Source organism: Paenibacillus sp. P4_E11, from assembly GCF_056401635.1.
The window spans coordinates 1-26,258 of the sequence record NZ_JBFUIX010000023.1 but is presented as its reverse complement, the minus strand read 5'-3'; the positions used below and the strand labels follow the sequence as shown (position 1 = coordinate 26,258).

The following is a 26,258-nucleotide window of genomic DNA, read 5'->3' as shown; positions in this document are numbered from 1 at the left end:
GACTAATAACCTGATTTTATCCTGGAAGAAGGAGGAATGAGCGATGAGGATGCAATCGAGACTGTCATCCTGGATGGTGTTCGCGGGTATCGCACTGCTGCTGGCCGGAACCGGCCTTGCCGCTGCTTTCGCCGACCAGTGGGAGCAGGCTAACGGCGCGGTCGGCTTGAAAAAGGTGGCCGCTACGGTCGATCTGGCGGCCGACCCGAGCGGTGCGGCTGGACTGACGGCCGCCGACATGGAGGCGCTCGACCGAAGGTGGAGCGCCGGGCGCACGTCTTACATGGCGCGCACCGCCGCCATGATCAAGGCCGGCGCGCGCAGCGCGAGCGCCGATCTATTCGGTGTGAACGCCGGCTATGCGGCGTTCCATGGGCTGCAGGCGCAGCCGGGCAGCACGTTCGGCGCCACGTCGGTGGCGGAGGCGAGCCGCGTAGCGGTCGTGAGTGCGGCGCTGGCCGAGCGGCTGTTCGGCTCGCAGCAAGTCGTCGGCCAGACGGTGCAGCTGTTGAACGAGCCGTTCCGCATTATCGGCGTGTCGGCCGAGCCGTCTGCTAACTCCCTGCTGCAGCGCATGACCGACAACGGCACGCCGGACGTGTACATCCCGGTCACGACGCTGCTCGAGCTTGACCCCCGAGCCCGTATCGGCACGGTGGAGCTGGAGATCACCGCTGGCGCGCTAGTGGGCGGCGAACAGCAGGTGCGGGCTGCGCTCACCGCGCTTGGCAAGCCGCCGAGCCGCTTCACGTACGTGAACTACGCGCGCGAGCTTCGTTGGACGGAGCAGAAGCCGGCGCTCGTGCGCCTCGCGCTCGGCGCGGCGGTGGCGCTCCTCGCCGTGCGGCTCGCCGTCGGCCGTGCCCGCCGCATCGTCGCGCTCCTCGCCACCGGCTTGCGTCGCCGCGACTGGACGGACCTGCTCCGCGCCGAACGCGCGGTGCTGTCCCGGCTGGCGCTGGCGACGGCCGCCTTCGGCGCTTGCGCAGCGGGCGCGGTCTGGTGCTCCCGCTACAGCTTCTACATCCCGCCGCAGCTGCTGCCCGACGAGCTGATCGACGTCTCGTTCTACGTCGATCAGCTTCGCCAGGCCTGGCAGCACCAGGCAGCCGATATCGGCTACGTGCCGTCGCCGCACGAGTGGCTGTGGCAGCGCACGGACAACCTCGTCACCGGCTTGTGTGCCGCCGGACTGCTGCTTGGTTACCCGCTGCTGCATCTTGGCGTGCGCGAGTGGGTGCTGCTCGGCCTGCCAATGAGCACCCGACTCATCCGGTTGTGCCTCGCACTGACCGCTGGTGTCGGGCTGATCGCTGCTGTCGCTGTGTGGGCGGGTACGTCCTACGTGGTACGCCCCGGCGAGCTGTTCCTGCTCGGCGCATTAAGTGGGTTATCGAGTGGGGTTCACCCCAAGAGAGGCGTGAGTCTCGATGGGCAACAATCATTGGCTGCCCGAGCCAGACAATCGCAAGTCGCTTCCTCGGAGCGGCTCATGATCGAGGGTGGACAAATGTCTGCTGACAATGCCCGTGACACGGTCGGACTCTGACGGCTCTGCCGAACAGTTCACCCCTAATTACAGAGCAAGATGAAACTATTACATATTGGAGAGGATTGATTATGACAATGACTAAGTTCAAGATTGTGTCCAAGAATGGGTTCAGAACCGCTGCGACGACAGCGACCATCACAGCCATGTTAACGTTAGCCGCTTGCGGAACTTCCTCCGGCACACCGGATGGGAAAGGTAGCGAGGCCAATCCGTCTGCCGAACCAGGTGGTACGAAGACGATTACGCTGTCTGTCATTACATCCAACCGCTATCTGGAGACGGCCAAGACGAATTTCGAAACCGCACACCCAGGGGTCAAAATCGAGATCAAGGAAACGTTGGCCGCCCCCAAGACGGACGGGAACAAGCAAATGGTCATGATGGGACCGAAGGATACGAAGAGCGCGGAGAAATATTTGTCGACAGTGAGCACGGAGCTGATGAGCGGGAAAGCATCCGATTTGTTTATCCTGGATGAACTTCCCTATAAGAAGTATGCGGACAAGAAACTGTTGGAGAATGTCAACGATCTGATTAAGAACGACGCTACTTTCGACCGTAATCAATACTTTACTAATATTTTGGACGCGATGAAATACAAGGATGGCATGTACGCGATTCCGATCAAAGTTTCGTTCAACCTATTAGTCGGTAACCAGGATTTGCTTTCAGGAGCCGCAATCGACGACAGCAAGTGGACGTGGAAAGATTTTAAGGCGGTAGCCGACAAGTTGGTGAAGGACGATAACAAGGACGGAGTTCCCGACCATTCGGCGTTAGCCAACATGACCGAAGCTACGTTCATCGGATTGCTATTGGATAGTAGTTATACTCAGTTCGTTGATGCAGGGGCGAAGAAAGCGAATTTTACCGGCAAACCGTTCCTCGACATGCTGCAGATGGCCAAAACGATGTTCGATACCAAGCAAATTGCCCCGAATAGCACGGACCGCTCTGTTAACATGTTCCAATCGTTCACTCCAATCCAGTACGAGGATATACTGCTTCTGCCGCAGATGATGTTTAACGGCAACAGCACCGCTTACTACAACATGCCGACGGAGAATGACAAGAAAGGACTGTCCTTTAAATCCGACTTGATGCTCGCGATGAACAGCAAATCGAAGAACAAGAAGGAGGCTTGGGAGTTCGTCAAATATTTGTTGTCCGAGGAGATGCAAGCTTCTCGCGATCTGATGGGCTTCGCCGTCAATAAGAATGCTAACAAGATACGGATGGAGCAGATTGCTTCCAACACAGGCAAATCCAATATGAAGCTGATGGGCAAGGATGGGAAAGAGATCGTGCAGAAGCCAGCCGATCCGAAAGATGTAGCCCGGATTGAAGCGCTTTTGACGGGCGTCCAATCGTTTGGCGAGACCGATCCGAAAGTGCGGACAATCGTGCAGGAGGAAACATCCGCTTTCTTCAGCGGGCAGAAGTCGGCCGAAGAGACAGCGAAGGTCATTCAGAGCAAGGTCAGTACGTATTTACAGGAGTAGACATCTAGGTATCAATGGCTATTAAACCGAACAGACCCCGTTGCCGGCTCCAAAGTGGAGTTGTAGAAACGGGGTCTGCCTGTATGTCCGGGTGTATATCCTAGTCATTGGCTACCTTCTGTCACTTTCTACTTGCGTCTGTACGATTGCGGGGTTTGGCCGATCTTCTTCTTGAACATCGTACTGAAAGTGGTCTGCGAAGCGAATCCGAGTTGCTCGGCTATTAGAAGAATCGAATCTTTCGAATGTTTCAGCCGGTCCTTGGCCTCTTCAATTCGAATGTCGGCCAGCTTCTGCCGAAATGTGGTTCCATACAGTTGGCACAGAATACGGCTCGTCTGGCGGGGGCTGAGCAGCAATTGTTCCGCCAAGTCCTCCAGATTCAGGTCCGAGCGATATTGATCGAAGAATGCATCGATGACCTGACTTCGTCTGTCGTCACTCATCCGACTTGGCATCTGAGTCGGTGCATGCACCTGGCTCGCAGTGGAGCGAATCACATTTACGATAATTTGGTTGAACAAGGATTGCAGCTTGGCGTAATAACCTAAGGGTTGGACGTCCAATTCACGCACAATGTGATGAAGAATATCGATGTTCCCCGACAGATCCCGTTCTTCCCAATAGGGCATACCCATCAACGCAGTTCTCAAGGATGCCGCTTCGTTCGCGGGAAATACTATCCCATTCTCCTTGTGCACAGTATAATCGAAGCGAAATGTATACTTACGCAGCCCACCCCGTGCAATAGGTATTATCGCATGATAAACACCTGGGGGGATGACATAGTAATGGTCAGGCTGCAGCTCGATTTCATCCCGATTCAGCACGAGTCGTCCACTGCCTTCTACAACAAAATGGAGCTCATAGCTGGAATGGTTGTGTCGGTTTGTACGGCTTGGTCCCTGTGCGGACAGAAACGTTCCGTCGAGATGAATATCGAAGAGCAGCGGACCGATCCGGGTTTGAATATTGTAGTGTTCGGACAATTCACGGTTCATCAGGTTCACCTTCTTGTTTTTGGATCATGAAGGATAGGGTACCTGTATAGTATATAGCTTTTGGCGAAACCGACACAATTCCGGAAGGGTATTCATTGAAAAAGTTTATAATTGGCATGCTAGCAGGGATATCTCACATGGGAGGAGCTCTGAGCTACAACGAACAAGAGCAGTTGATTTCCATACTATCGAACAGGTCTCCATCTTTGCTGCATGATCCGGATTTCCCGGAGGTGTATATCGGCGATCTTCAAGTGACTCCAAGTGAAAAGGGCAGTCTGGTGAGCGGTTCTATTCTATGGGATGATGCCCAGTCGATTCGTTCGCTGGATGATCGCGGAGTCACCTTCTCCGGAATGATCGTATTCTATGACGACCACAAGACCGTGATAGGAAAAGCGAACTTCATGCACAGTTTCAACCGTACTACTGCAACTCGTATCCAACATTTTGAAGTCCCGACGGAAGCTGTGATACCTGAATATACGAACTATAAGCTGGCAGGGGGCTATATCTTAGCTCCGAATGAAATTGATAAACCGCCCATTCCGTCTGTGTCGATCAATGGTAGTGCCGATTCTAATGTAGAAGTAGAGATCGGAACGTATTGCTGGTTCAGTTGTATAGACAAAGCAGGTATATCGCAACTGTTGTCTGACAACGCTCCGTTGGAAGTTGCAAGCGGAGCGTTGATCCCCCTCACATTCAAGGGCAACAACAAGCCAACCAGCGTATTAGCCGCAAGCATACATGATCAACAAATGATCCCAATCAAGCTGGACAACGGTACATTCTCGGTCCCGACAGAACGTGGAACATACTATTATGCCTTCTCCGCTAAATGGTCGGGCTCAGACGGATGGGGCGGAGACGCAGAATACGGTTTGGTCATTAAAGTCGTCTGAATTCAGTATAAGTTCCGGGGCCCTCGAAAAGGATTTCGCCATGAAATAAGCTTCGAAGGCCTTATGTGACTTAGTAGAGCGTTACCTTATGCATGCCAGATACGTGGCATCGGCATCGATTCCTTGCCCAGCTCCGCCCAAATGTATTTTAGCAACAGTTCGGATTTCAGCGCAGCTGAGGCGGGATCGTCCCACAAGTTATTTATTTCTCCCGGATCTTGCTCTAGATCGAATAGCTCCCCGTATGTTTGATTGAAGTACACAGTGATCTTGTATCGGATGTCCACGTAAGTTTTCTGATGAATTGTAGTAGGCTCGTGGCGGAATTCGCATATCGCATGGTCTCTTGCTGCGCTCTTCGCACCTTTCCACACATCGCTCTGATCAACGCCTGTCATGGCGCTTGGGATCGGAAGCCCTGCTATACTCAGGAAAGTTGGAGCCAGATCGACCAACGATTGAATCGCATCAGACTGATGCCCTGCCGGCACTTGTCCTGGGTAGCGAACGAGGAACGGTAATTTGATCAGATCCTCATAATGAAAGCCGCCTTTGGCCTGCAGACCATGTTGACCGAAGAAATGACCGTGATCGGTCGTGAAGACGACTAAGGTGTTGTCTGCAAGTCCCAACTCGTCCAACTTGTCGAGAATACGGCCGATGTGTCGGTCCATCAGGCTCGTCATCGCATAGTAAGTCGCTACCAGTTGCTTGCGTTCATCCGCCGGAAAGCGAGTGTGAGAATGGTAGCCGTGAATGCCATGACCGCTTTCCTTGAGCATAGTGAAGTCCGGATTCGGCAGCTGAGTCATTTGGAAATGTGGAGGGTTGCGATCATGCTCACCTGGAGTTGCCTGCGGTATCGTCAACTGTTCCGGATCGTACATCATGTCCCAAGGCTCCGGAACCAAATAAGGTGGATGCGGGTCGAAGAAGCTGGACCACAGGAAGAAGCTATCGTCTGCATTCTTATACTGCTCTAGCATGGTGTTCGTTCTCTCCGCAATCCAAGTATCATAGTGGTATTCCTCTGGAATCGGCCATTTGTGCTTGATCGTCGGGTCCATTGTACCGGTCGGTGCCAGGAAATAATCCCTCCAATTGGTACAACCCTTCTCCTCCAGCCAGAGCGCATAATGCTGACCCGCGTGAGCTTCGTTCGTATGATTGCGTGCCAACTCCACATGATCGAACCCATAGAACGGTTCGTCGAATGACTTCCAATACTCCAGATCCTGCATGAGCGGATACGATTCGATGGATGGATAATCTTCCGTCGATTTCAGCGGCTGAAAATGCGCCTTACCGATCAATGCCGTCCGATATCCGCCAGCCGTGAAATCTTCCCCAACCGTATGACGGTCCTCTAGCAGCTTGGTGCCGAGCGCCCACGCGCCATGCTGGCTAGGATACATCCCGGTAATAATAGAAGCCCGTGTCGGTGTGCACGTGGGATTCGGACAATAGGCTCTTGTGAACGACGTGCCTTCCCTGACAAGACGATCCAAGTTAGGCGTCGCGATCTCTGGATTGAAGGCGCCGATCGTATTCCAATGCTGCTGATCACTTGTGATTAGCAGAATGTTTGGTTTCTTCATGTGCATGCTCCTCCGTTTTGCTATAATGAAACAACTAGTTATTAGGCTAATCATAGCGAATCGAGCGTTGGAAGAGAACGGCGTTTTGTTGGGCCGGTTTATCTTTTTGTCGCTTTTTACGAACGATAGGGGGCTTGCCATATGAAAGAGTATGCCCATGAATATGCTGAATTCAAATATAGAATGCCGGACGCCATTGAAACGCAAGGAGGCATATGGCCACTGCGGATGGGACGCAATGTGGCTAAGCCGAGTTATTGGGTCGGACCCAGGAGCATTGAATGCTACAGCGTACATCTGTTAGTGAGCGGAAGCTTGCGGCTGGTAACGCCGGATCAGGAGTTGAGGCTGAAGGCCGGGGATTTGTTTTGTTTATTCCCGGGTGTCTCTTATCAGTATGGACTAGATAGCGTAGATACGGGAGTTGACGAGCATCCGTTGCAATTGGCCTGGTTGGCATTTGACGGTCCTCAGGCAGCTCTGTTGTTGAAGGAAGCCGGGGTAACTCATGCAAGACCCTATATGAAACAAGTAGTAGACGCGGCTCTGATCTCGGATTGGCAAGCGTTGTTCAGCCGATTCGAAGGAGATGGAGGCGTTGGGCATATGCTTGCAATACAGAAACTGATGTACGCCTTATTCAGCCGGATCATACCAGAAGTGTCTGCCCATCCTGAAGCATCTGCCTATTCGGTGGATGCTCCGAGGTCGACCCCGTCGCAGAAGATGATCGCGGCCCAGACCTATATGAACCTACACTTCCGAGAATCGATCTCTGTCCAAGAGGTGGTCCGGCATATCGGGTTGAATCGGTCGTACTTCACGAAGAGTTTCACGGAGCAGGTTGGCGTTTCGCCGCGCGCTTATATGCAGCAGTTGCGAATGGCAGAGGCCCGCGTACTCCTACTGGACACTTCCCGCTCTGTGACGGACATCGGGCTATCTGTCGGCTATCCGGATTTGCATTCTTTCACAAGGGCTTTCATCAGAGCGGAGGGTACATCTCCATCGGCTTTTCGGGCTAGTCATATGTCTAATCCCCATTCCACTTCCAAACCGTTCTGACGGTACAGCGATTGGATTTCCATATTGCGCCTATCCAGTTGCTCGCGTGTTCCCGATTCAGTGCCCCAGCTTTTGCGCGTCTTGCGTGGGACGTATAGATGAGCGCCGTCCAGGTACTTCTGTAGTTCCTCGATTAAAGCCGGAGGGAGAATTTCTTTGGCGTTGACGTATTTTTTCATCATATTCGCGGCCCTACACGTGCCTGTACAGGGCGACTTGCCCCATCGGGGCTAATAAAAATCCTTCCGAACATAAGGCGATCATACTGAGTAAATTCCGCGAGGACATCCGGTTTCCGGCATAACGCAGCTGAAGCTGTTCCATTGAGGCTAAGACGCAGCGGACGAAACGTCTGATTTCCTCGTTTCCGCCCTTCTGTTGCAGGGTCACTATCATAACCGCTGCTATCTCGCCATCCGACTCAAGAACAAATCCCTTTGAAGAGGGCTTCCTCCGAACATTCTGATCTTGCTGCGTGGGGAAAAACTCACTTTTGTGAATGATTCTTTTGTTGTCAACGGAGTACTTGCCTTGGAAACGAACCCCGATCCGCTCGTGCCGCTTCCTGTATTCGTCTCGTACCAACCTGTCAATCTGATCGAAATCGTCACCCTCGCGAAACTCTCTTACCACTGCTGCCGCTTGCAAGTTATGGCGAAAATCGAATCGCATCCAGATGTGAGCTGGATGAGTTGGTTACATAACAAGAAAACCGTCCACCATCTGGACGGTTTTCTTCATCAAGCGAACCAATCAACCCCTCACCACCGACACGTTGTATTCTTTCAGCCACATGTTCATCATCCACAAGTAGGCGAGCAACTGCGGCCCAGACATCAACTGACCGAACCAAGGCAAGTTCATCGCAGAGGCGTCCGATTCCGCCAGTTTCCGCACTCGCTTCACATCGATAAACTCCAGGATCGGCGAAGAAGGTTCGTTCAACACTTCAATCAATTCGCTCTGCAGCGCATGCAAGTAATTCGGGTTGTGAGTCTTGGGATACGGGCTCTTCTTGCGGAACAGCACATCATCGGGCAAGATGCCCTTGAGTGCTTTGCGCAGAATACCTTTCTCCCGTTCTCCTGCGGATTTGATCTCCCACGGGATGTTGAAGACGTAGTCAATCAACCGGTGATCGCAGAACGGCACACGCACTTCCAGGCCGACGGCCATACTCATCCGGTCCTTGCGATCGAGCAGTGTTGGCATGAACCGGGTAATGTTCAGATAGGACATCTCACGCATGCGTCGGGCGGCCCCGGTCTCGCCTGCGAGCCGCGGCACTTCGGACAGCGCCTCCTCATAGCGCGCCTCCAGCACCGCCTTCGGCTGCAGCCAGTCGAGCAGCTCTGGCGCAAGGATGCTAAGCCGCGTGTCGGCAGAGAGCGACCACGGGAACGTATTCGCGTTCAGCGCTTCCTCGCGGTGGAACCATGGGTAGCCGCCGAATATTTCGTCAGCTGCCTCACCGGAGATTGCGACGGTGACGCGCTTCTTAATCTCACGGCAGAATAAGTACAGCGAGCCGTCGATGTCAGCCATGCCGGGCGTATCGCGGGCATAGACGGTTGCCTTCAATGATTCGACGAGCTCTGGCGTGTCGAAGTACACATCATGGTGCACGGTACTGAGGTGCTCCACCATGCGCTTGATCCACGGCGCGTCGCTGTTCGGCGTGAACACGCTGGACTTGAAATGCTTGTCATTGTCGACATAGTCGACCGAGAACGTCTGCAGCGCGCCGAGGCCGCTGCGTTTGTATGACTCGACCGCGATGGCGGTCAACGCGCTAGAGTCGAGCCCGCCAGAGAGCAGCGTGCCTACAGGCACGTCGGACGCGAGCTGGCGCTCCACGGTGTCGATGAGCAGCTCGCGCACCTTGGCCGCCGTCGTCTCGACGTTATCTTCATGCGGCCGGCTCACGAGCTGCCAATACGTCTTCACGCTGATGCCGCTCGCGTCCACAACCATACAGTGGCCCGGCTTCAATTCCGCCATGCCGCGGTAGATCCCCTTGCCCGGCGTCCGCGCCGGGCCGATCAAGAACAGCTCGGCCAGCCCTTCGCGGTCGACCTCGGGTTGGAAGCTCGGATGCGCCAGGATAGCCTTTGGCTCCGAGCCGAACAGAAACGTACCGTGCGTATAAGAATAAAAAAGCGGCTTCACGCCGACACGATCCCGCACCAGAAACAAATTCCGTTCTTCCTCGCTCCATACCGCGAATGCGAATATACCATTCAATCGGTCCACACAAGCCCGACCCCATTCGATGAACGAGACGAGCAGCACTTCGGTATCGCACGTTGTCGAAAATCGATGCCCACGCTGCTCCAGCTCCCGCTTCAGCTCCGGCGCATTATATAGCTCCCCGTTATATACGATCGTATACGTATAATCGCCCTTACGTCGGGTCATAGGCTGTGCGCCGTTCTCCGGGTCCATGACGCTCAGACGACGGTGACCGAGCGCGCAATGGGGAGATAGCCAGGTGCCGGAGGCGTCAGGTCCGCGCAGTGCCATCGTTTCCGTCATACTCTGCAGAATGGACGGATAACTCGTCAGATCTTTCCGATAGTCGACCCATCCCGTAATTCCACACATGATCCTTCACCCTCTTGCCTCCAAGATGTGTACATATCCATAATGCTGACGACAGGCAGCAACAATACTTAAGCGTATGCACATGGCCTGTCTTAGATGCGTGTCCCGGTTGCAGAAACGTAGGGATGCGGCATTCGATTTATCGGCTTCCAGCCGCTCGAAAAAACTTGCGTGCCCCAAGCCCAAATTGCCGGGGTGGAAGACGGTACGGAAAAAACACCGCCGCGTGACCAGTCGTATGGTATGCTGGGGGAAATGAAGCCGCTTGCAGCAACATCCACGTGGAGCCGGCGATAATACGACAGGAAGTGGTAATCGTGCAGCAACAATCGATAACGGGTCTGCTTAAGGAGGCTGGATTCGTCAGCGGCGGGGGAAGTGGCAAAGTAACCTGCGTGCCCGGCTGGCGCTGGAATCATCCGGTGCCGTTGGAGGATTTCGATATTTGGTACGTCGTGGCGGGAGAAGGTCGCATGACCCTTCGCGGCGTCGACTATCCGGTGCGACGGGGGAGCTGTATCATCATGCGCCCTGGCGACAAGCCTGATGCTGAACAGAATGAGCGCGACCGGCTGACCGTTATTTTTGCTCATTTTCATTTGACCGGCGGCGATGGTGTCTGGCTGCTCCCTCCGCGCCATACGCAGTTCGAAGACCGTCACGAGGTGGAGTGGATTTTGCACCGTCTACTAGAAGCTGACGAGAGGACAGACGGCTGGCAGCAGACCGAGTTCGACGGGTGGTTGCGCATGCTGTTTGTTCAGCTGTTCAAGCGTTCGGAGGGCAGCGAGCCGAACGAACTGAACGCGCATCAAACCGGCATGATGAGGGAAGCGGCAAGGCTCATACAGGAACGAGGCGGTCATATCGCCGTACGGGAGGTTGCGGAAGCGTTCGGTATGTCCGCTCCTTACTTGAATCGGCTGTTCAAACGGCATGCCGGCTTATCCGTCAAGGCGTTCCTGGTTCGCAGCAAGCTGGAGCGCGCCAAAAGCCTGCTGACCGAATCTTCGATGACCGTTACACAGGTTGCGCTGGCGCTCGACTACGCTGACGTGTACATTTTCAGCAAATTGTTCCGCAAATATTTTGGCATGTCCCCATCACAATATGTCCGTACGACCCGCACTGCCGGTACGGCGGAAGGAACGGGCGCTCTTTCTCAAGCACCCGAATCGGTCGGTATTGTTACGGATCTTGTTCGTTTCACGACATCAGATTGATGGATTACGCCATTTGCCTGGACGGCTCCCGTTGTTATGATGTACACATCAGACAAATGAAGGGAGTTGCTTACTAATGACAAGCGTCAAAGGTATGGTGCAAGGCTTTGAAGAAGAGATTATGAAGGTTGTTACCGATTACAACGTATGGTATGATTTTCCGATTCCAGCTGATCGGCCGCTCGTCGGCGAACGGGTGGAGGTCCAAGTCCGAGACGGGAATGACCCTGAGCTTGTGATGTTGAACGAGAAGCCGCTCACGCAGCAGGAGGCGGCGCGGCGATTATATCGCTATGATCAAATCGAGCAGGAACGTCACCGCACGGCGGATGATATTACGGACGAGGACATTGTCCGGTTCTGGGAACGCGGCTACATGGTCGTAGACCAGCTACTGACGCCGGACGAAGTGGCCGCCGCTGTCGCCGGCGTCGATGATATCGTCCAGGGACGCATCGTCGGCCCTCGCGTACAGGTGATGAAGAATGCGACATGGAATACGCCGGAGGAGCGCGAAATGGTGACACGCAAGCTCCATAAATTCGTCGATTTCTCGCCGGCGCTGCACCATGCGTGCTTTTCTCCAACTGGGCTGTCGTTGTTGCAGCGCATATTCGGCGAACCCGCCAAATTTCTCGAGGATCAGGCGATTCTGAAACCGCCGTCCCCGGATGCAGGGCTGGAGAAGCCGTGGCATCAGGATATGGCATATGGCAACCTGTCGCAGTCGAAGATGGTATGCGGCCTTTGGATTGCGCTCGACGAGGCAACGCTCGAGAACGGCTGCATGCACGTCATCCCCGGTTCGCACAAAGACGGGCCGGTGCCCCATTTCGCGATTCGAGATTGGCAAATTTGCGATGCTCAGGTGGACGTCGCACGTGATGTCGCGGTTCCGCTGAAGCCGGGCGGGGCGTTGTTTTTCGCCGGGTTGCTGCACCACGGGACACCGCCGAATTTTTCCGGTAACCGCCGTCGCGCGCTGCAGTTCCACTATTGTCCAGACTCGTCGAGCAAGCTGACGCCGCAGCAGTTCAAAGAGATGTTCACCTGTGAGCTGACCGGCGCCGAATGTTAAGCCGGGCTGCACACTGACATGGATAAACCAACAAGGCCTCAACAAGGGGATCGATCTTTTCCCTTGTTGAGGCCTTGTTTTTGGAAAGGGGTCAGTTATCCTTCTTCTTCAGCCAGGTACGTTGTCCATAGACGAGTAAATTCCCCATTCGCCAGACAGAGATCGTCGAAAGTACCTTCCTCAACGATTGTCCCCTGTTTGAACACATATACATAATCAAAATATCGGACCAGATGCAATCGGTGTAGTACGCTTACTACACATTTGCCAGCCAACCGCTCGAATAATCTCTTGAAGATGAGCATCTCAGTTGCAGGGTCAACATTTGAAGTAGGCTCGTCAAGCAATACAATGCTGCTGTCTCTAATGGAGAAAAATCCTCTCGCCAAAGCAAGTCTTTGCTTCTGACCACCAGAGAGATTCACCCCTTTTTCACGAATATCGCTCTCGAGGCCGTTAGGCAATCTGTCTACAACATCACGGAACCCTGCAGCCCAGATCGCAGAATCAATCTCCTCATCACTGGAAGGCATTCCCATCGTGATGTTGTAGCGTACCGTGTTTTCAAAAATCTCAGGTTCTTGTGGAAGAAGAGCTGTAATACTTGCAAGAGAAGAATAAGGTAAAGATTCGCTATCATCCTTCGTCAAAGTCCCTTGTTGGATCGGAATTAATCCTCGCAGCAATTGAAGCAGGGTGCTCTTGCCAGCACCACTTTCACCAACGAATGCAATCCTTTTACCATGCTCCAGACGGATTGAGATTTCGGTAAGCTGGTGCTGACCATTTCCATACGAGAAGTTCATGGACTCAACATCAAGTTTGTTCCATGTCTTAAGGCGATTTTCTTGCTGTTCCTGAGTTGGTGATTGTTCGTTGAGGATTAGGTTGACTGCTTCAAAATCGGTTTTCCAGTGAATGACCGACTCATAGCCCCACGTATAAAATTGGAAGGACGACATGCATTGATGGAGATATTGGAAAATCAAAGTAACGGAGCCAATCATAATGATAGCACCGGCTTGTCGCTGGTCGTAAATATAGTAAAAGATCAAGCCAACATCCAGCAACACAATGATCAATCCTGAGATAAAACATTTGATATGCGTGATCAAATTCTCTGTAGCCAAATGCGGGAATACATGATCCATGCGTTCCTCAAGATCGTTTCTTGCCAGGTGCCCCAATCTCAGCATGATAATCGTTCTAATATTGCTAATGTAATCGAATAGGGCAGCCGCTACATGGTGCAGCCGTTCGTTCTGTGCTCGGTATTGCGGTACGGACAAGTCATAGAGCTTTTTCGTAATAACTACTATGAGAATACCGCTAGCCACAGTAATGAGGGAAATGGTTGGGGATATCGTCCATAAAATGATTAAAGGTCCCCAAAACTTCATAAAGATGTCTACATACACACACTGTTCCTCGCTGAAACGATGTATGGCATTACCGGCTTTGTTCACCCTGTCAATGACCGATCCGGAGTGATTGTCCGTATGCCAACCAATCGGCAAAGCGTGAAGATGATCATACATGGCAGTGACAAAACGTTTCCGGTTGCGGAAGGCAACATATCGTTCAATAAACCGTGCACTGCGATGGAAAATCTCAAAAATAAAGAAACACATCACATAGAATAGAAGCCATTGTACAACCTCATGGACTACAGAAGGGTCATTCTTCTGCAGGGCATTGATCACCATGGCGAATGCATAAGGCTTGCCCAACTCTCCGAGCATAGATATAGCGTGTAGAAAGAGGTATACGACCACTTTCCAGCGTTCTCGATCCGCATAGAACCACAGTTGTTTGAACATGTAGATGTATTCCAAATCACATCTTCCCTTCCCATTAAAGTTGATCCATCTAATTGATCTAGATATTCAACTTTTACTAGGAGGGCCTCGTGCGTAGCGTCAAAATCGTCAAATCATAATGGTGTCCTCCAATCAAATTATGGGAATTTTCACTTACGTTAACATGCGATTGGCCCTGAGTCAAGATATGTAGAATGGGCAAGTTTGATTCAAGATAAGCTTTCCCTAAACAGCTCCCCGATTCGTCTGTATACTTAATTTAGGTGCGTTACGCCGTAGACTAATCCTGATATCGTGAGGTGCTGATACTATGATTCAACTAAGATCTCTGCAACTACCGGACGATTATCCCCAACTCGCGCAAGTATTGAACGAATATTGGGCGGAGCCGACCACGGCAGAGAAGCTTGAAGAAGATGACAGCAAGCTGTACCAAGTGGGTAAGACGAGCATCGATGAAGCTGGACGTCTGGTCGGCTATGACCGGGAACGGCAGGTAGCGATCAATGATCGTGGCGATATTATCGGCCATGGCTGGTGCTGGCGTGCGCCGTGGACGGAGCCTGGATACTTGTACCTCACGCTTGTTGTTGCACGGGAATACCGTGGACAGGGGGCTGGTGAACAGTTATTGCGTCATGCTGCCGAATGGGGGGATAGGCTTGGAGCCTCTACTCTGATCACGGAAGTATGGGACGACAATCCGGATGCGCTGCGCTTCGCAGCGCGAAGAGGCTTTACAATCGAGCGCCATTCGTTCCAATCCGTTCTTTCGCTAGAGCACTATGACAGACAGATCGGGGCGGATGTTCTGCAACAGTTGGAGCAAGGTGGAATTCGTTTCCTCACCCTGTCTGATGAGCCGGGAGTGGAGAGCGAGCAGAAGCTGTACGAGATGTACACCGCTACCCTACGAGACATTCCAGGCTATCTGGGTGATGTGCCGAGTATGACGGAATGGCGGAAGTGGTACTTGTATCCGGATGGCGAACGTCCTGAGCTCGTCCTGATTGCAGCTGACGGTGACCGCTATGTCGGGGTTACGCACCTGATTCAGAACAAGCAGACCAAAGGCATGTATCACGAATATACAGGAGTAAGCGAAGCGTATCGGGGTAAGCAAATCGCGAGTGCGTTGAAGCTGCTTGCGATCCGCTTGGCGAAACGCCATGATGCGCCTTATATCCGGACGGATAACGATTCCTTGAATGAGCCAATCTTGGCGATCAATCGACGGCTCGGCTTTCAGCCACTACGGGGCCGGTATCGAATCGTGGCGCCGCTTGATCTGTTACTTCGCAAGATGGATGATTAGCTCCGATATGAAGTGGAGTCCAGCAAATAGAACAGTAAAAACACACCGAGCTTGGTGTGTTTTTTGCCTTGTGTGTGTAAGCCTTTTCCGGCTGTCATCTATGTGACATGAACCAACAAAACGACACCATATCTAACAAAGTCAGTCCTAGTTATAAGTCGCTACCCTTGGTACAATTTGGATGATTGCAAGAAGGGGGCGTCAATCGATCATGAAAAGATTGCTTTTGATCACAGGTATACTGTTACTTGCAACTACCGTAACTGCTTGCAGCAAGACTAAGAAACAAACAGACCCAGTAGAAATTCACTTTCAGGCTATCCTTATTAAAGGAGACCCGATGGAGAAAGTATATCAGGATGCAGCAGAAAATTTCCATAAATTAAATCCGAAGATCAAAGTCATTATCGATTACTTACCGCCCAATATAACCATGGTATCAGGGCTAGACCAAAGGAAGATGCTAGAACGAAGTGAACCGCCTGATATTGTACAGCTACCTGCTGATGAACTCATCGTGGCTGAGAAGAAAGGGTTGCTACGGAATTTATGGGAGCTGCAGAAGTCAACCGGTTCCAAGGAATTAGATATTAACAAACCAATTCTCGATGCTGCATCCATTAACGGTAAACTGCTCCTGTTGCCTTACGCGGCCTATCCGAGTCTTGTGCTGTACAACAAAGCTATGTTTGACTTGGCACATATTCCGTATCCGAACGGCGATTGGACATGGGAACATTTCAGGGACATTTCGAGGCGAATAAAGCCTGCGCTCGGATCCGTATTACTCTACAATTCTTCTACTTTAGAAATACTTATGGCCAGCACGGGGAAGAGCATCATCTCTCCTAAAGAAGGTATGGCTGTAGGATATTTGGACAGTTCGGAGGCGATCCGTTCCGTACAATGGCTTAATGCCTACTACCGCGATGATGCAGGGAAAACGGCCTCTCTTAACTTTCCAGAGCACTTTCAAAAATTGGACACGAACCAGACAGGGATGATAGTAGGAAACATCAGTATTAAGATGTCTTCGTTCCAGGGAGAGAATAAGGGGAATCTGGGATATGCCCCATTGCCGCATTTCGAGGGTGGCAAGCGAGGGAATCCGATTGGGATTTCGGGATATGGAATTTCACAGAAAAGTAAACATGCTCAAGCAGCCTGGGAATTTCTTCAGTACTTTACTCAAACTCCGAATGATGATTCGATTAATTATGCAAGTCAATATTTGACTACCAGCAAAGCAATGGCTGAAGCGACTGGCTCCGTCAAGGATCCGATCAAGACTATGGCAGCTGATGAGATGAACTACGCGGTTAAGGTATCCTCAGCTTACAATCCCTACTATAATCAGGCGTGGAATAGAGAATTGACCGCTGATTTCAATAGCCTACTTACGACGAACGATAAGGATATCCCTGACAAGTTACATCTATTGGCGCTCAAGCTAGATCAAGAGATGAACTGCTTGAAATTAGTAGATGAGCAGCAGGCTACTAGCTCCCCGAAATGACCTCCGAGAGGATCACTGCCGACCAGGCTATCCAGGAAATTCGGGAAGCTGCTGGTTAACGGGCTTTGGCAGTAAGCTTGAAGCCGTAATCGAACAGCTTGACCGTCTCGGTGAACCGGGAGTCGGCGGAATCGGCGCCCATGACGACAGTGATCAGCCGTTTGCCGCCACGTACGGATGTTCCTGTGAAGCAATAGCCAGCCTCGTCGGTGAAGCCGGTCTTGAAGCCGTCGCTGCCCGGATAGGTGTGGGCAAGTCCAGGTAGCAGCTCATTCGTGGAAGTTAACTTGATGCGGGAGTCGGTCAAGTTGACTTCCTTCAATTTGGTTACGTTCAACACTTCCGGATACGTAGTAATAAGCGCCCGAGCTAGCAGAGCAGCATCTCGGGACGTCATAACGGTCTCCAAGTTCGCGTTCTTCGGTGCGTATTCGCCGAGATCGGCTAGCGACAAGCCTGTCGCGTTGGCGAAATAAGCGCTGCCAGACAGTCCTATCTCTTTCGCTTTGCGATTCATGCGCTCGACGAACGTTTTCTCCGAGCCGGATAAGTGCTCGGCTACGGCGACCGCAGCATCGTTTGCTGAATGCACAGCGATCGCTTGAAACATTTGCTGCAGCGATAACGATTCGCCTTTCTTCAAGCCAATTTGCGAGCCTGTTACATCTGCTGCATATCGGCTTGTTTTCACCTGCTCGTCCCATTTGTGCTTTCCACGGCTTATGTCTTCGAGCAGAAGAAGCTCAGTCATCATTTTCGACATACTAGCAGGTGGCAGAGCTAGATCAGCATGATGGGCATATAGGATTCGCCCCGTATCTGCCTCCATCATAATCGCGGCGCGAGCTTGTATCTGAATGGGTGACTTGTTCCAAAATGTAAAAATCTCCGTGCGATTCATGAGTAGGAAGGCACCGCTGATTCCAACGAGCAATAAGATTACAAAACCGCGTTTCATGTCCATTCTCCTTGTAAGTGCAGCTCATCGACAGCTACAAGCTTGGTGATAAGGACAGTATAACGGTGGGTTTTTAAGGAATATGTAACCAAATCATAAGTTTTTCTTAACCTTCTATGCACATAAAAACAAATTGACAAACAGAGTGTCATCCCCTAAACTTCTACTTGTATCTTACTTGTAATACAAGGAGATAAAAGAAGGGATGAACTCAATGAACATCAGATCGCTCGGCGTACCGGTCCATACCGTTGCCATCGTTGCCGCCGCATACGACCCAGGATTGAACGGAAACCCACGTATTTACGCGGTTTCGTGCGGCCAAATAGCAACGCTTCACGTAATCGATGTCTTTTCGGGCCTCTGCATACAGAGCCTAGAGCTGCATGGTACGACGCACTCATGGGGAGTCCTTCACATGCCGGATGGTACGGTATACATGAGCAGCACAGTTGGCAATTTGTACCGGATGCTGCCTGGAGCGGATGCGATCGAGAACATGGGCAAGCCGATTGAGAGCGAAGTGTTCCATTGGCGTCTCACGTCTGATGAACGCGGCAACATTTACGGTGGTACTTGTATGAATGGCAAAATATTCGGGTACGACCCTGTTACAGAGACATTCCGAGATTACGGGCAGGTGGTCGAGGGAGAGCAATATGGCCGGAGTGTTGCCGTATCGGGCAACACGCTGTACGCGGGAATCGGTACCGTGCAGGCGCATCTGGTGGCGATTGATACCGTGACTGGAACGAAGACGGAGATTGCGCTGCCGCCAGGTTACGAGCAAGAGTCGATCGTATACGACCTGACACGAGTGAACGGACATTTGCTGGTTAGACTGTCCCCGGGTAACACATTGCTCGTATACGATTTGGAGGCCGAGACCTGGGTTGACCGAGTGAGCGGCTGCTCCGGCTTCGACGTCTCCCAGGCGAAGCCGGGATCGGATGACATCTACTTCATTAAAGACAATCGACTGCACGTCTATAATTTGATCAATCGTGAACTGCGACCAACCTCGTGGCCGTGCGATCAACCAGCCAGAGACTTCGCTTGGATCCAGTGGCATGACCAAGAGCTATATCCGGGATGGAGTCTGATCAGCGTTCAAGATGATGGTCATTTTTGGATCTATAATCCAGATACCGACCGAGGGAGCTTGCAGGAAACGAACGTTCCCGGACAGCCGAATAAGGTGCAGAGCTTGATTGTTGACAAGAAAGACCAGGTATATGCCGGGGGTTTCTTCTTCGGCGGTACTGCGATGTATGACCMACATCAAGATCGGATAACGGAATACGGCTCTGTCGGACAGCCCGAAGGCATGACGGAGTTCGGCGATTATATATACCTTGGCATTTATCCCTATTCCATTCTGTATCGGTATGATCCAGCTCGACCATGGGTGAAGGGGGTCAACCCGGAGAAGCTGTTGTCGCTTAAGGATGAGGGTCAAGATCGACCGTTTGCGTTTGTACCTGCCGGCCGGGAACTTGCCATTGGTACGGTTCCTTATTATGGGCAGTTGGGTGGAGCGTTATCGATGTACGATCCGGATTCAGGCCATATAGATGTGTACCGGCATGTAGTAGCTGATCAAAGTATAGTGAGCCTGGCTTACGAGGATGGCTTCATTTATGGGGGCTCATCCATACTGGGTGGACTAGGCACGGTTACGCCAGATTTGGAGGGCATGTTATTCATCTGGGATCCGTCTACCCGCAAGAAGGTATGGGAAGGTGTTCCGGTGCCGGGCAACAAGGGGGTGTTCGCAGTAACATTCGATACGAACGGTCAGCTATGGGGACTTACCCCGTCTCATCTGTTCCAATTCGACTCTGTCTCGCGACAGTTCACCCGTCTCGTATCGATGGAAGCTTATGTTCCGGAAGCCAAGCGGACACAATGGTTTGGCTGGCATGCGGGTGATTTGTGGTGCGAGCCAAGCGGCCATGTATGTGGCTCTTTATTAGGCTTCCTGTTCCGCTATGATCCGCAATCGGATGATTTGACGATACTGCAAGAAGAAGTAGATCATGCAATAGGCGATCGTGCAGGCCGTATATACTTCACGAAGAACACGGAACTATATGTAATGGAACCGTAAAGTAAACGTCATAAGAGCCGCTGCAGCGGGACCCGAACAGGTCTTAACTACAGCGGCTCTTCTATATTGCACCACATCTAACGGGTGGAGGGGGGAGTGAACAAGTCCATACTCTTTAATCGCTCGACCAGCGTCTCGGGCTTCTCCATGCCAGCCCAGAAGCGTTTCATCGTGTCCTCCAACTCATGCTGCAATTCCAGATTCGGAATCACCTGATGCCTGAACTTATGGCGTTCGAGGCGTTCGACCGTGATCCCGAGTGCTTCCATACGTCCTTCACCTAATTGTTGGGTGTTGATATCCGGAAATAACGACAGAAGCCCTGCTTCAGCAGCAATTATTCGTTGGATTTCCGGTTCAAGGCTGAATCGGAGGAACTGCTTGGCCAACTCCTTGTTCTTGCTGTCGCGAAGAAGTTGCAGTCCATTGACCACTAGGAGACTCATGTCTCCTAGCTCAGCTGGAAGCGGAGCGATGCCATAGTTCGTCGGAGCACTCTCCATGATGTAGGTGGACGTTAATACCATTGCGATGCGGTTCTCGTCGAACAACTCCTTGGTGAGAACCTGATTGCTGACAGCGAAGATCGGGCACACTTTGTCGCGATAAATCAACTGCTGCACATTCCGTAACGCCAGCACTAGTTCATGTGTATAGAGGGGATTGTGCCTGTCCGAACAAAAGTTGATCCACTGCTTCATCAGTAGAACGGGCCAGCGGTTAATATCTGAATTAACCGCGAATCCATACTGTTCAGTCATCCCATCATTGTCGATATCCTGGGTTAGCGCTTGGGCAATCTTGATAAAACGGTCCAATGTCCAATCGGGGCCAGGAACCTCGACTTTGTAATACTCGAATAAATTTCGGTTGTAGACGAGAAAGATCGGCGAATAGGTGAGAGGAGCCGTGTACAGCTGATCATTCCGCTTGAATATATCGATGATTTGCTTAGTAGTTCCTTCGTAGGAATCAAGTAAGTCATCAAGCGGGCTCAAATAATCGAGATCGCTTAGTTGGCTGTCTGCATCGTTTGCGAAGATCATGTCCGGATTGGCCCCCATCTCAATAAGCGACTGCAAGTAGTTTAACGGATCGTGCGGAATGGGCAGCATTTTGATCTGCACACCGGGGAATCGTTTGCGGAATTCGCGGATGATAACAGTCAACCCTTTTTTGATAAATCCCGACTCAGGAGGCGCTGCTATGATCAGTGTATTGACATGACTGCTTGGAGCACCAGCGGATGAAGACACCATCGTGCCCTTACCATGAATCTTGACGATCAAGTCTTCGTCTAGCAATTCCTGCAGTGCTTTGCGGACGGAAGTACGACTGAGATTGTATTTCTCACACATTTCATTCTCAGATAGCAGGAATTGCCTGGGTTGAATAAAGCCTGAATAAATCTGCACGCGTAGCGTATTCGCTAATTTCAAATATAGAAAGTCGGTTTCCCGCTTCATTGGACTAAGCTCCTTTACACGAAGCGAAGACGGTTCTAATAACGAACTCGTATCTTACTCGTATTCCTTATTATACCCGTATCTTAGAGACTTCCTTCCTTGTTGTCAAATAGAAGCTAGAGTTTGAAATGCCGCTTCACGAATTCCACAATCGGTGCCGGATCTTCCAGACTGTGCGGATGGTGTCCGACTCCAGGCTTCACGATTGTGACGATCTCACCCTTCATCGATTCGTACAACTTCGCTAGCTTCTCTCCGTTCTCATGGTATGGAACCGGCTTGTCGACATCGCCTGCCACTATTATGATCGGGATGCCTGCTGCGACAAGCGTACTCACTTTGTTCAGCGGATTACGATCGAATCCGCTCGCGGTTTGTTCGGTAAGCCCATAGAGAGCCATACAATCTTCCCAATTGGCGAGAGAGGAACCGCTGCCTTCCCATCTGCCAGCTGGCCAACTCCGAATGTCCAGAACTGGGGCGTCTAGGTACAGACATGACACGTCCTTAGCATATGCGGCGGCATAGTTCGTGGCGTACAAGCCGCCTCGGCTGAAGCCGAACAACGCAGCTTGTGGTGCGAGCGAGTAGGCTTGTTCGAGATACAGCTTGAATCGATGCATACTCTCTACGGCGAACGGACAACCATACATATTGCTTAGTCGATAGTAAGCGATGTGCCAGCCTTGTCTTAGCAGTTCGACGTCAGCCTGGTTGAAGTCGTACAGGAATTCGGCCCGCCACACCCAGGGGTTGCCAGGAGCAGGCTGCTTGGGACAGATTAATATCGCTTCACGGCCGTCCAGGTAAAAGTCATGCTTCACATACCCATTCCAGTCGCTCGTTCGCTCCAGTCGAGTGTTAACGGCGAACAGCTCTTGCAAGCGGAGATCCAGACCTCTGCTGCGGGTTAGCGCTTCCTCCAGAGGGAGAGCTTGCGCTTTAGTCGGATTCGTATGGCCGACATGTTCTTTCCATGCTGAACTGAGCAGACGATGTCGTTCCGCTATGAGTGCAGCAGTGTTAACTTCGTCCGAACTCTCTACGTATTCCGGCACACGCTCCAACGTGATGTTGAACAAGCGACCAAGCAATGTCTTTGCAATAATCCAATGACCGAGCGCATTCGGATGTATCCCGTCCCCGGAACGGTAGAGCGAGTCGGCATTTCGTTTTTGCTGAGTGGCGATGGATAGAGGGGTGTGAATATCGACGACCCCGTCGGCCGCTTGAGCGTCCAGCGACATAACCCACTGAGAGTATCGGTTCAATACTTCGTCGTATCCTTCATACGGTGAGTTGTAGGCATACTCGGACTTTCCTTCCGGCTGCAAGGGATTACCTTGCACAGACTGCGCATCGAATGGAGGAGGTGTCATCACGATCGCTTTACTTCCTGCCACCCGCACTTTCTCTACTAATTGGTTGATACCAGACTGGTAAGCGGCGAATCGCTCTTCCGAGAACGGATAATAGATGCCGTCGTTCATGCCATAGCAGATGACGACCCAATCGGGGCTCGTCTCGCGCAGGACGGTATCGAGTCTGTCGTGCACACAAGGACGAGGGAACGGATGCGACGGCTCGCTTGTACCGGCGGCTGTTTCACTGCTAACACCGAGATTAATGAAGGTCAATTGCTTGTCCGACATATGCTGCTTGAAGTAGGCGTCCATGTAGGAAATATAGGTACCGTTATCGGTAACACTATCGCCGAGAAAAACGACATTCAGCTTACGCGGAATGTCGCTGTTTAGTTGAAATAGGGTGGGCATATTCGCGCTCCTTCAAATACAAGATTACAAGAATTGTATCAGAAAAATCCGGGCGTGCGGCATAGGTTTACAAAATTTTGTGTGATTGCAACGGCAAGCGCACGATGAAGGCAGTTCGCTTCGAATCGCTCTCTACCTGGATCGTTCCACCATGCCGCTCTATGATGCTCTTGGAGATTGCCAAGCCTAATCCAGAGCCTCCTGTGTGCTCATTACGAGAGCGATCGACCCGGTAGAACCGTTCGAATATATGTGGCAGGTCTATGGCCGGAATAGGTTCTCCGTAATTGATCACTTCAATGACGGTTTCCTGGCCTTCTCTGCGGACAACAGAATCGAGCTTATGCCCTTCTCTTCCGTACACCATGGCATTGGAGAATAAGTTGTCGAACACCCGGAACAACTTGTCTGGATCAGCGATGATCGGCAGATCAGTTTCGTTCGTAATCAGATTACCGGTCATGCCTGCTTTTCGTAAGGGCAGTCTGTAGTGCAGGTGCATCTGCGACATGATTTCCACTGCGTTGATTGGCTTCACTTGCAGCGGAATGGCATCATGGCGAAGTCTGGTGAATTCGAATAAGTCCTGTATGAGCACATGAAGGCGTTGCGCCTTCGCATAGGCGATCTGGATATAGTGCCGCAGCTCGACCTCGTCCCGGTACCGATCTTCATCCACGAGCGCCAAGTAACCGAGAATCGAAGTCAGCGGCGTTCGGAGGTCATGGGAGACGTTCGTGACGAGCTCGTTTTTGCTTTGCTCGGCTTTGCGTTCGTCGTCCAGTGATTGTTTCAGTTGATCCAGCAGACGGTTGAATGAGGTGGCCAGCTCGCTGACCTCATGGTTGCCAGATATCTCGACTTTGTCATCCAAGTGCCCATTGGATATATGCTGAACATTCTCCGATAGCTTGGTGAAAGCCCGGAATCGCCGCCAATGCAGCAGCACCATGAACAAGATGAAGTAGAAGAAGCACAATCCTGCCATTGCCAGTGTTTGTCCGAACGATTGCTGAACGGCCTTCATAATTCCACGAAGCAGAGGAAAAGTATCTGCCAATTGTAGAAGCATGTAGGCGGTGGCGAACGCGGCAGGGAACATGGCCACAGCGCACAATATGATTTGTCCGACTAACCGTACGATCATCCGGCTCATCAAGTTACCTTTCAATTTTGTACCCTACTCCCCAGACCGTGGCGATCAGCTTATCCCCAAGCTCTTGCTCCAGCTTGTCCCGCAAGTTGCTGATATGCACCATGACCGTATTGTTTGCGTCAAAATACTTCTCTTTCCATACTTGGCGGAAAATATCTTCAGCGCTGAACACCCGACCGGGATGAAGCGCAAGCAAATGCAAAATACCGAATTCCTTGGAAGTCAGCGCCATCGGACGGCCCTCCACCTCGGCGGTGTGATTGTGCTTGTTAATCTCGAGTGGTCCGATCCGAATGACATCGTCATCTCCGTTCGACTCAGACTCCGCCATCGGTGACTTGTCTGCATAAGTGCGCCGAAGCAGTGACTTTACCCTCAGCGTCAGCTCGAGCGGATTGAAGGGCTTGACGACGTAATCGTCGGCTCCGGTCATCAGGCCGGTAATCCGGTCGATGTCCTCGGCTTTGGCGCTTACAATCAAGATGGGTACACTCTGGTGTTTGCGTATGTTGCGGCATACTTCCAGGCCGTCGATCTCGGGCATCATCAAGTCCAGAACGACCAAGTGGAAGTGTTCAGCACGGAACATCTCCAGTGCCTCGCGACCGTTAACGGCCAGCTTCGTTTCATAGCCTTCGTTTTTCAAGTAAATGTTAATGAGTCCGGCAATTTCCCGGTCGTCATCTACGATTAGAATGTTATAGCTCATCTTCGTCAATCAGGCTCCTCTCATACAGAAACGTATTTATTACTATAAAACAGTTTGAGCTGTCTGTGTAAAGAAATAGCGCATCTTAAACATTATTATGGGTTTCTTTAGGCTTTCTTAAAAAATGGAATGACGAGAAGAAGTTTAAAAAAGCAAGATTTGCAAAATAGAAAACAAGAAGTGGGAACGACAACGTGCACTAGTTTCCGTATAATGGGAAACAGAGGCGCTTGGCCGATAAACAAACCGATTGCGAAAGGGATGGAAGATGGAAGCCCATGGTGTTTTGATCGAGCTGCATATGGAGTCGAATCGAGTCATTCGAGGAGATTACTGGAAATCAACAGGTGCTCGACGTGGAATAGTAATCCTCTGTCACGGCTTCCGAGCACATAAGGATGCGCTTATGATGCCGTACATTTCGCAATGATTTGCCGAGCGGGGATTGGATGTGTTGAACATTAACTTCTCACATAACGGTGTTGGTTCTAGTATGACATACAACTCCGAGCCTGAGAAGTTTGCGGTGAATACGTACTCCAAGGAGGTGGAGGATCTTACATTCCTGCTCCAATCTATCCGAGAGAACAAGAGGCTCCCTCCGCTAGTGGAACCTTCCTTCGATTCATCCGTTCCGATCTTCGTAGTTGGCCATAGCCGAGGTGGGTTCATCGGCTTCATCACAGCGATTGAGCAGCCGAATTGTATAGCTGGGGTCGTGACTTGGAGCGGTCATTTCGACGATCTGGAGGCCATCTATACGCGAAGCGCAGTGCGGGAAATGCGAGAGTTCGGTCATTCCTACTATGGATCTCCGAAGAACGGCCTGCGGCTGGACGTGGAGCTCTTGCACGATTTGGATCGTCATCAAGAGCGCTTTGATGTGTACCGCCATGGTGCAGAGG

Annotated in this window: 21 protein-coding genes; 10 read left to right on the top strand and 11 right to left on the bottom strand. The window is 51.7% G+C overall.

Annotated features, from left to right (window positions below):
* Nucleotides 1-43 precede the first annotated feature (43 nt).
* Together AC1DWB_RS11590 and AC1DWB_RS11585 are read left to right on the top strand one after the other, a co-directional pair.
* Entirely contained in the window at nt 44-1,549 is a 1,506-nt protein-coding gene (locus AC1DWB_RS11590; protein ID WP_477541218.1) for an ABC transporter permease, read from the top strand.
* Between the two features lie 71 nt (nt 1,550-1,620).
* The gene (locus AC1DWB_RS11585; protein ID WP_477541217.1) at nt 1,621-3,054 is read left to right on the top strand and encodes an ABC transporter substrate-binding protein; all 1,434 of its coding nucleotides are present in this window, start codon (nt 1,621-1,623) and stop codon (nt 3,052-3,054) included.
* Nucleotides 3,055-3,182: 128 nt separating this feature from the next.
* Here the strand turns inward: AC1DWB_RS11585 and AC1DWB_RS11580 are convergent, their stop codons facing one another.
* Entirely contained in the window at nt 3,183-4,055 is an 873-nt protein-coding gene (locus AC1DWB_RS11580) for a helix-turn-helix transcriptional regulator (protein ID WP_477541216.1), read from the bottom strand.
* Between the two features lie 95 nt (nt 4,056-4,150).
* Here AC1DWB_RS11580 and AC1DWB_RS11575 point away from each other — a divergent pair, with 95 nt between their 5' ends.
* Nucleotides 4,151-4,960: a hypothetical protein gene (locus AC1DWB_RS11575; protein WP_477541215.1), complete on the top strand. Its 810-nt coding sequence runs from the start codon at nt 4,151-4,153 to the stop codon at nt 4,958-4,960.
* Between the two features lie 86 nt (nt 4,961-5,046).
* Here AC1DWB_RS11575 and AC1DWB_RS11570 read toward each other — a convergent pair whose 3' ends face one another.
* Nucleotides 5,047-6,558, bottom strand: coding sequence for a sulfatase family protein (locus AC1DWB_RS11570; protein ID WP_477541214.1), 1,512 nt, complete (start codon nt 6,556-6,558; stop codon nt 5,047-5,049).
* Between the two features lie 141 nt (nt 6,559-6,699).
* Between AC1DWB_RS11570 and AC1DWB_RS11565 the strand changes: the two genes are divergently transcribed.
* The gene (locus AC1DWB_RS11565) at nt 6,700-7,623 is read left to right on the top strand and encodes an AraC family transcriptional regulator (RefSeq protein ID WP_477541213.1); all 924 of its coding nucleotides are present in this window, start codon (nt 6,700-6,702) and stop codon (nt 7,621-7,623) included.
* On the opposite strand, the gene AC1DWB_RS11560 is transcribed toward AC1DWB_RS11565, so the two are convergent.
* From AC1DWB_RS11560 to asnB, 3 genes are all read right to left on the bottom strand, one after another.
* The gene (locus AC1DWB_RS11560) at nt 7,584-7,805 is read right to left on the bottom strand and encodes a CD3324 family protein (protein ID WP_477541212.1); all 222 of its coding nucleotides are present in this window, start codon (nt 7,803-7,805) and stop codon (nt 7,584-7,586) included. The genes AC1DWB_RS11565 and AC1DWB_RS11560 overlap by 40 nt on opposite strands.
* 10 nt (nt 7,806-7,815) lie before the next feature.
* A complete protein-coding gene (locus AC1DWB_RS11555; protein WP_477541211.1) occupies nt 7,816-8,295 on the bottom strand; it encodes a hypothetical protein in 480 nt (159 codons plus the stop codon).
* 81 nt (nt 8,296-8,376) lie between these two features.
* Complete coding sequence (gene asnB, locus AC1DWB_RS11550; RefSeq protein ID WP_477541210.1) at nt 8,377-10,227, bottom strand: asparagine synthase (glutamine-hydrolyzing); 1,851 nt, start codon at nt 10,225-10,227, stop codon at nt 8,377-8,379.
* A 317-nt stretch (nt 10,228-10,544) separates the two neighbouring features.
* Between asnB and AC1DWB_RS11545 the strand changes: the two genes are divergently transcribed.
* Entirely contained in the window at nt 10,545-11,450 is a 906-nt protein-coding gene (locus AC1DWB_RS11545) for a helix-turn-helix domain-containing protein (RefSeq protein WP_477541209.1), read from the top strand.
* 76 nt (nt 11,451-11,526) lie between these two features.
* The gene (locus AC1DWB_RS11540) at nt 11,527-12,528 is read left to right on the top strand and encodes a phytanoyl-CoA dioxygenase family protein (RefSeq protein WP_477541208.1); all 1,002 of its coding nucleotides are present in this window, start codon (nt 11,527-11,529) and stop codon (nt 12,526-12,528) included.
* A gap of 95 nt (nt 12,529-12,623) precedes the next feature.
* On the opposite strand, the gene AC1DWB_RS11535 is transcribed toward AC1DWB_RS11540, so the two are convergent.
* Nucleotides 12,624-14,348 (bottom strand): ABC transporter ATP-binding protein, encoded by a 1,725-nt coding sequence (locus AC1DWB_RS11535; protein WP_477541207.1) that lies wholly within the window; start codon nt 14,346-14,348, stop codon nt 12,624-12,626.
* Between the two features lie 310 nt (nt 14,349-14,658).
* Between AC1DWB_RS11535 and AC1DWB_RS11530 the strand changes: the two genes are divergently transcribed.
* Together AC1DWB_RS11530 and AC1DWB_RS11525 are read left to right on the top strand one after the other, a co-directional pair.
* Nucleotides 14,659-15,663 (top strand): N-acetyltransferase family protein, encoded by a 1,005-nt coding sequence (locus AC1DWB_RS11530; protein ID WP_477541206.1) that lies wholly within the window; start codon nt 14,659-14,661, stop codon nt 15,661-15,663.
* Between the two features lie 211 nt (nt 15,664-15,874).
* Entirely contained in the window at nt 15,875-17,179 is a 1,305-nt protein-coding gene (locus AC1DWB_RS11525; protein ID WP_477541205.1) for an extracellular solute-binding protein, read from the top strand.
* A 55-nt stretch (nt 17,180-17,234) separates the two neighbouring features.
* Here AC1DWB_RS11525 and AC1DWB_RS11520 read toward each other — a convergent pair whose 3' ends face one another.
* Nucleotides 17,235-18,137, bottom strand: coding sequence for a D-alanyl-D-alanine carboxypeptidase family protein (locus tag AC1DWB_RS11520; protein ID WP_477541204.1), 903 nt, complete (start codon nt 18,135-18,137; stop codon nt 17,235-17,237).
* Nucleotides 18,138-18,351: 214 nt separating this feature from the next.
* On the opposite strand from AC1DWB_RS11520, the gene AC1DWB_RS11515 reads away from it, so the two are divergent.
* Entirely contained in the window at nt 18,352-20,247 is a 1,896-nt protein-coding gene (locus tag AC1DWB_RS11515) for a ligand-binding sensor domain-containing protein (protein ID WP_477541203.1), read from the top strand.
* Nucleotides 20,248-20,324: 77 nt separating this feature from the next.
* Here AC1DWB_RS11515 and AC1DWB_RS11510 read toward each other — a convergent pair whose 3' ends face one another.
* The 4 genes from AC1DWB_RS11510 to AC1DWB_RS11495 all read right to left on the bottom strand — a co-directional run bounded on the left by AC1DWB_RS11510 (nt 20,325) and on the right by AC1DWB_RS11495 (nt 25,353).
* Nucleotides 20,325-21,713, bottom strand: a complete 1,389-nt coding sequence (locus AC1DWB_RS11510) for an ABC transporter substrate-binding protein (RefSeq protein ID WP_477541202.1) — start codon at nt 21,711-21,713, stop codon at nt 20,325-20,327.
* Between the two features lie 116 nt (nt 21,714-21,829).
* Nucleotides 21,830-23,488, bottom strand: a complete 1,659-nt coding sequence (locus AC1DWB_RS11505; RefSeq protein ID WP_477541201.1) for an SGNH/GDSL hydrolase family protein — start codon at nt 23,486-23,488, stop codon at nt 21,830-21,832.
* A gap of 67 nt (nt 23,489-23,555) precedes the next feature.
* Nucleotides 23,556-24,659, bottom strand: coding sequence for a sensor histidine kinase (locus AC1DWB_RS11500; protein ID WP_477541200.1), 1,104 nt, complete (start codon nt 24,657-24,659; stop codon nt 23,556-23,558).
* On the bottom strand, nt 24,649-25,353 hold the full coding sequence (locus AC1DWB_RS11495; protein ID WP_477541199.1) for a response regulator transcription factor: 705 nt from the start codon (nt 25,351-25,353) through the stop codon (nt 24,649-24,651). Before AC1DWB_RS11495 ends, AC1DWB_RS11500 begins: the two co-directional genes overlap by 11 nt.
* 451 nt (nt 25,354-25,804) lie before the next feature.
* Here AC1DWB_RS11495 and AC1DWB_RS11490 point away from each other — a divergent pair.
* The coding region (locus AC1DWB_RS11490) for a serine aminopeptidase domain-containing protein (protein ID WP_477541198.1) at nt 25,805-26,258 on the top strand (454 nt) is incomplete at its 3' end.

Bases quoted from the DNA above. Each gene is read 5' to 3' on its own strand.
- AC1DWB_RS11540 (WP_477541208.1), top strand. From the start codon at position 11,527: ATGACAAGCGTCAAAGGTATGGTGCAAGGCTTTGAAGAAGAGATTATG.
- AC1DWB_RS11570 (WP_477541214.1), bottom strand. From the start codon at position 6,558: ATGAAGAAACCAAACATTCTGCTAATCACAAGTGATCAGCAGCATTGG.
- AC1DWB_RS11505 (WP_477541201.1), bottom strand. From the start codon at position 23,488: ATGCCCACCCTATTTCAACTAAACAGCGACATTCCGCGTAAGCTGAAT.
- asnB (WP_477541210.1), bottom strand. From the start codon at position 10,227: ATGTGTGGAATTACGGGATGGGTCGACTATCGGAAAGATCTGACGAGT.
- AC1DWB_RS11520 (WP_477541204.1), bottom strand. From the start codon at position 18,137: ATGAAACGCGGTTTTGTAATCTTATTGCTCGTTGGAATCAGCGGTGCC.
- AC1DWB_RS11565 (WP_477541213.1), top strand. From the start codon at position 6,700: ATGAAAGAGTATGCCCATGAATATGCTGAATTCAAATATAGAATGCCG.
- AC1DWB_RS11530 (WP_477541206.1), top strand. From the start codon at position 14,659: ATGATTCAACTAAGATCTCTGCAACTACCGGACGATTATCCCCAACTC.
- AC1DWB_RS11560 (WP_477541212.1), bottom strand. From the start codon at position 7,805: ATGATGAAAAAATACGTCAACGCCAAAGAAATTCTCCCTCCGGCTTTA.
- AC1DWB_RS11580 (WP_477541216.1), bottom strand. From the start codon at position 4,055: ATGAACCGTGAATTGTCCGAACACTACAATATTCAAACCCGGATCGGT.
- AC1DWB_RS11590 (WP_477541218.1), top strand. From the start codon at position 44: ATGAGGATGCAATCGAGACTGTCATCCTGGATGGTGTTCGCGGGTATC.
- AC1DWB_RS11495 (WP_477541199.1), bottom strand. From the start codon at position 25,353: ATGAGCTATAACATTCTAATCGTAGATGACGACCGGGAAATTGCCGGA.
- AC1DWB_RS11535 (WP_477541207.1), bottom strand. From the start codon at position 14,348: ATGTTCAAACAACTGTGGTTCTATGCGGATCGAGAACGCTGGAAAGTG.
- AC1DWB_RS11510 (WP_477541202.1), bottom strand. From the start codon at position 21,713: ATGAAGCGGGAAACCGACTTTCTATATTTGAAATTAGCGAATACGCTA.
- AC1DWB_RS11585 (WP_477541217.1), top strand. From the start codon at position 1,621: ATGACAATGACTAAGTTCAAGATTGTGTCCAAGAATGGGTTCAGAACC.
- AC1DWB_RS11555 (WP_477541211.1), bottom strand. From the start codon at position 8,295: ATGCGATTCGATTTTCGCCATAACTTGCAAGCGGCAGCAGTGGTAAGA.
- AC1DWB_RS11525 (WP_477541205.1), top strand. From the start codon at position 15,875: ATGAAAAGATTGCTTTTGATCACAGGTATACTGTTACTTGCAACTACC.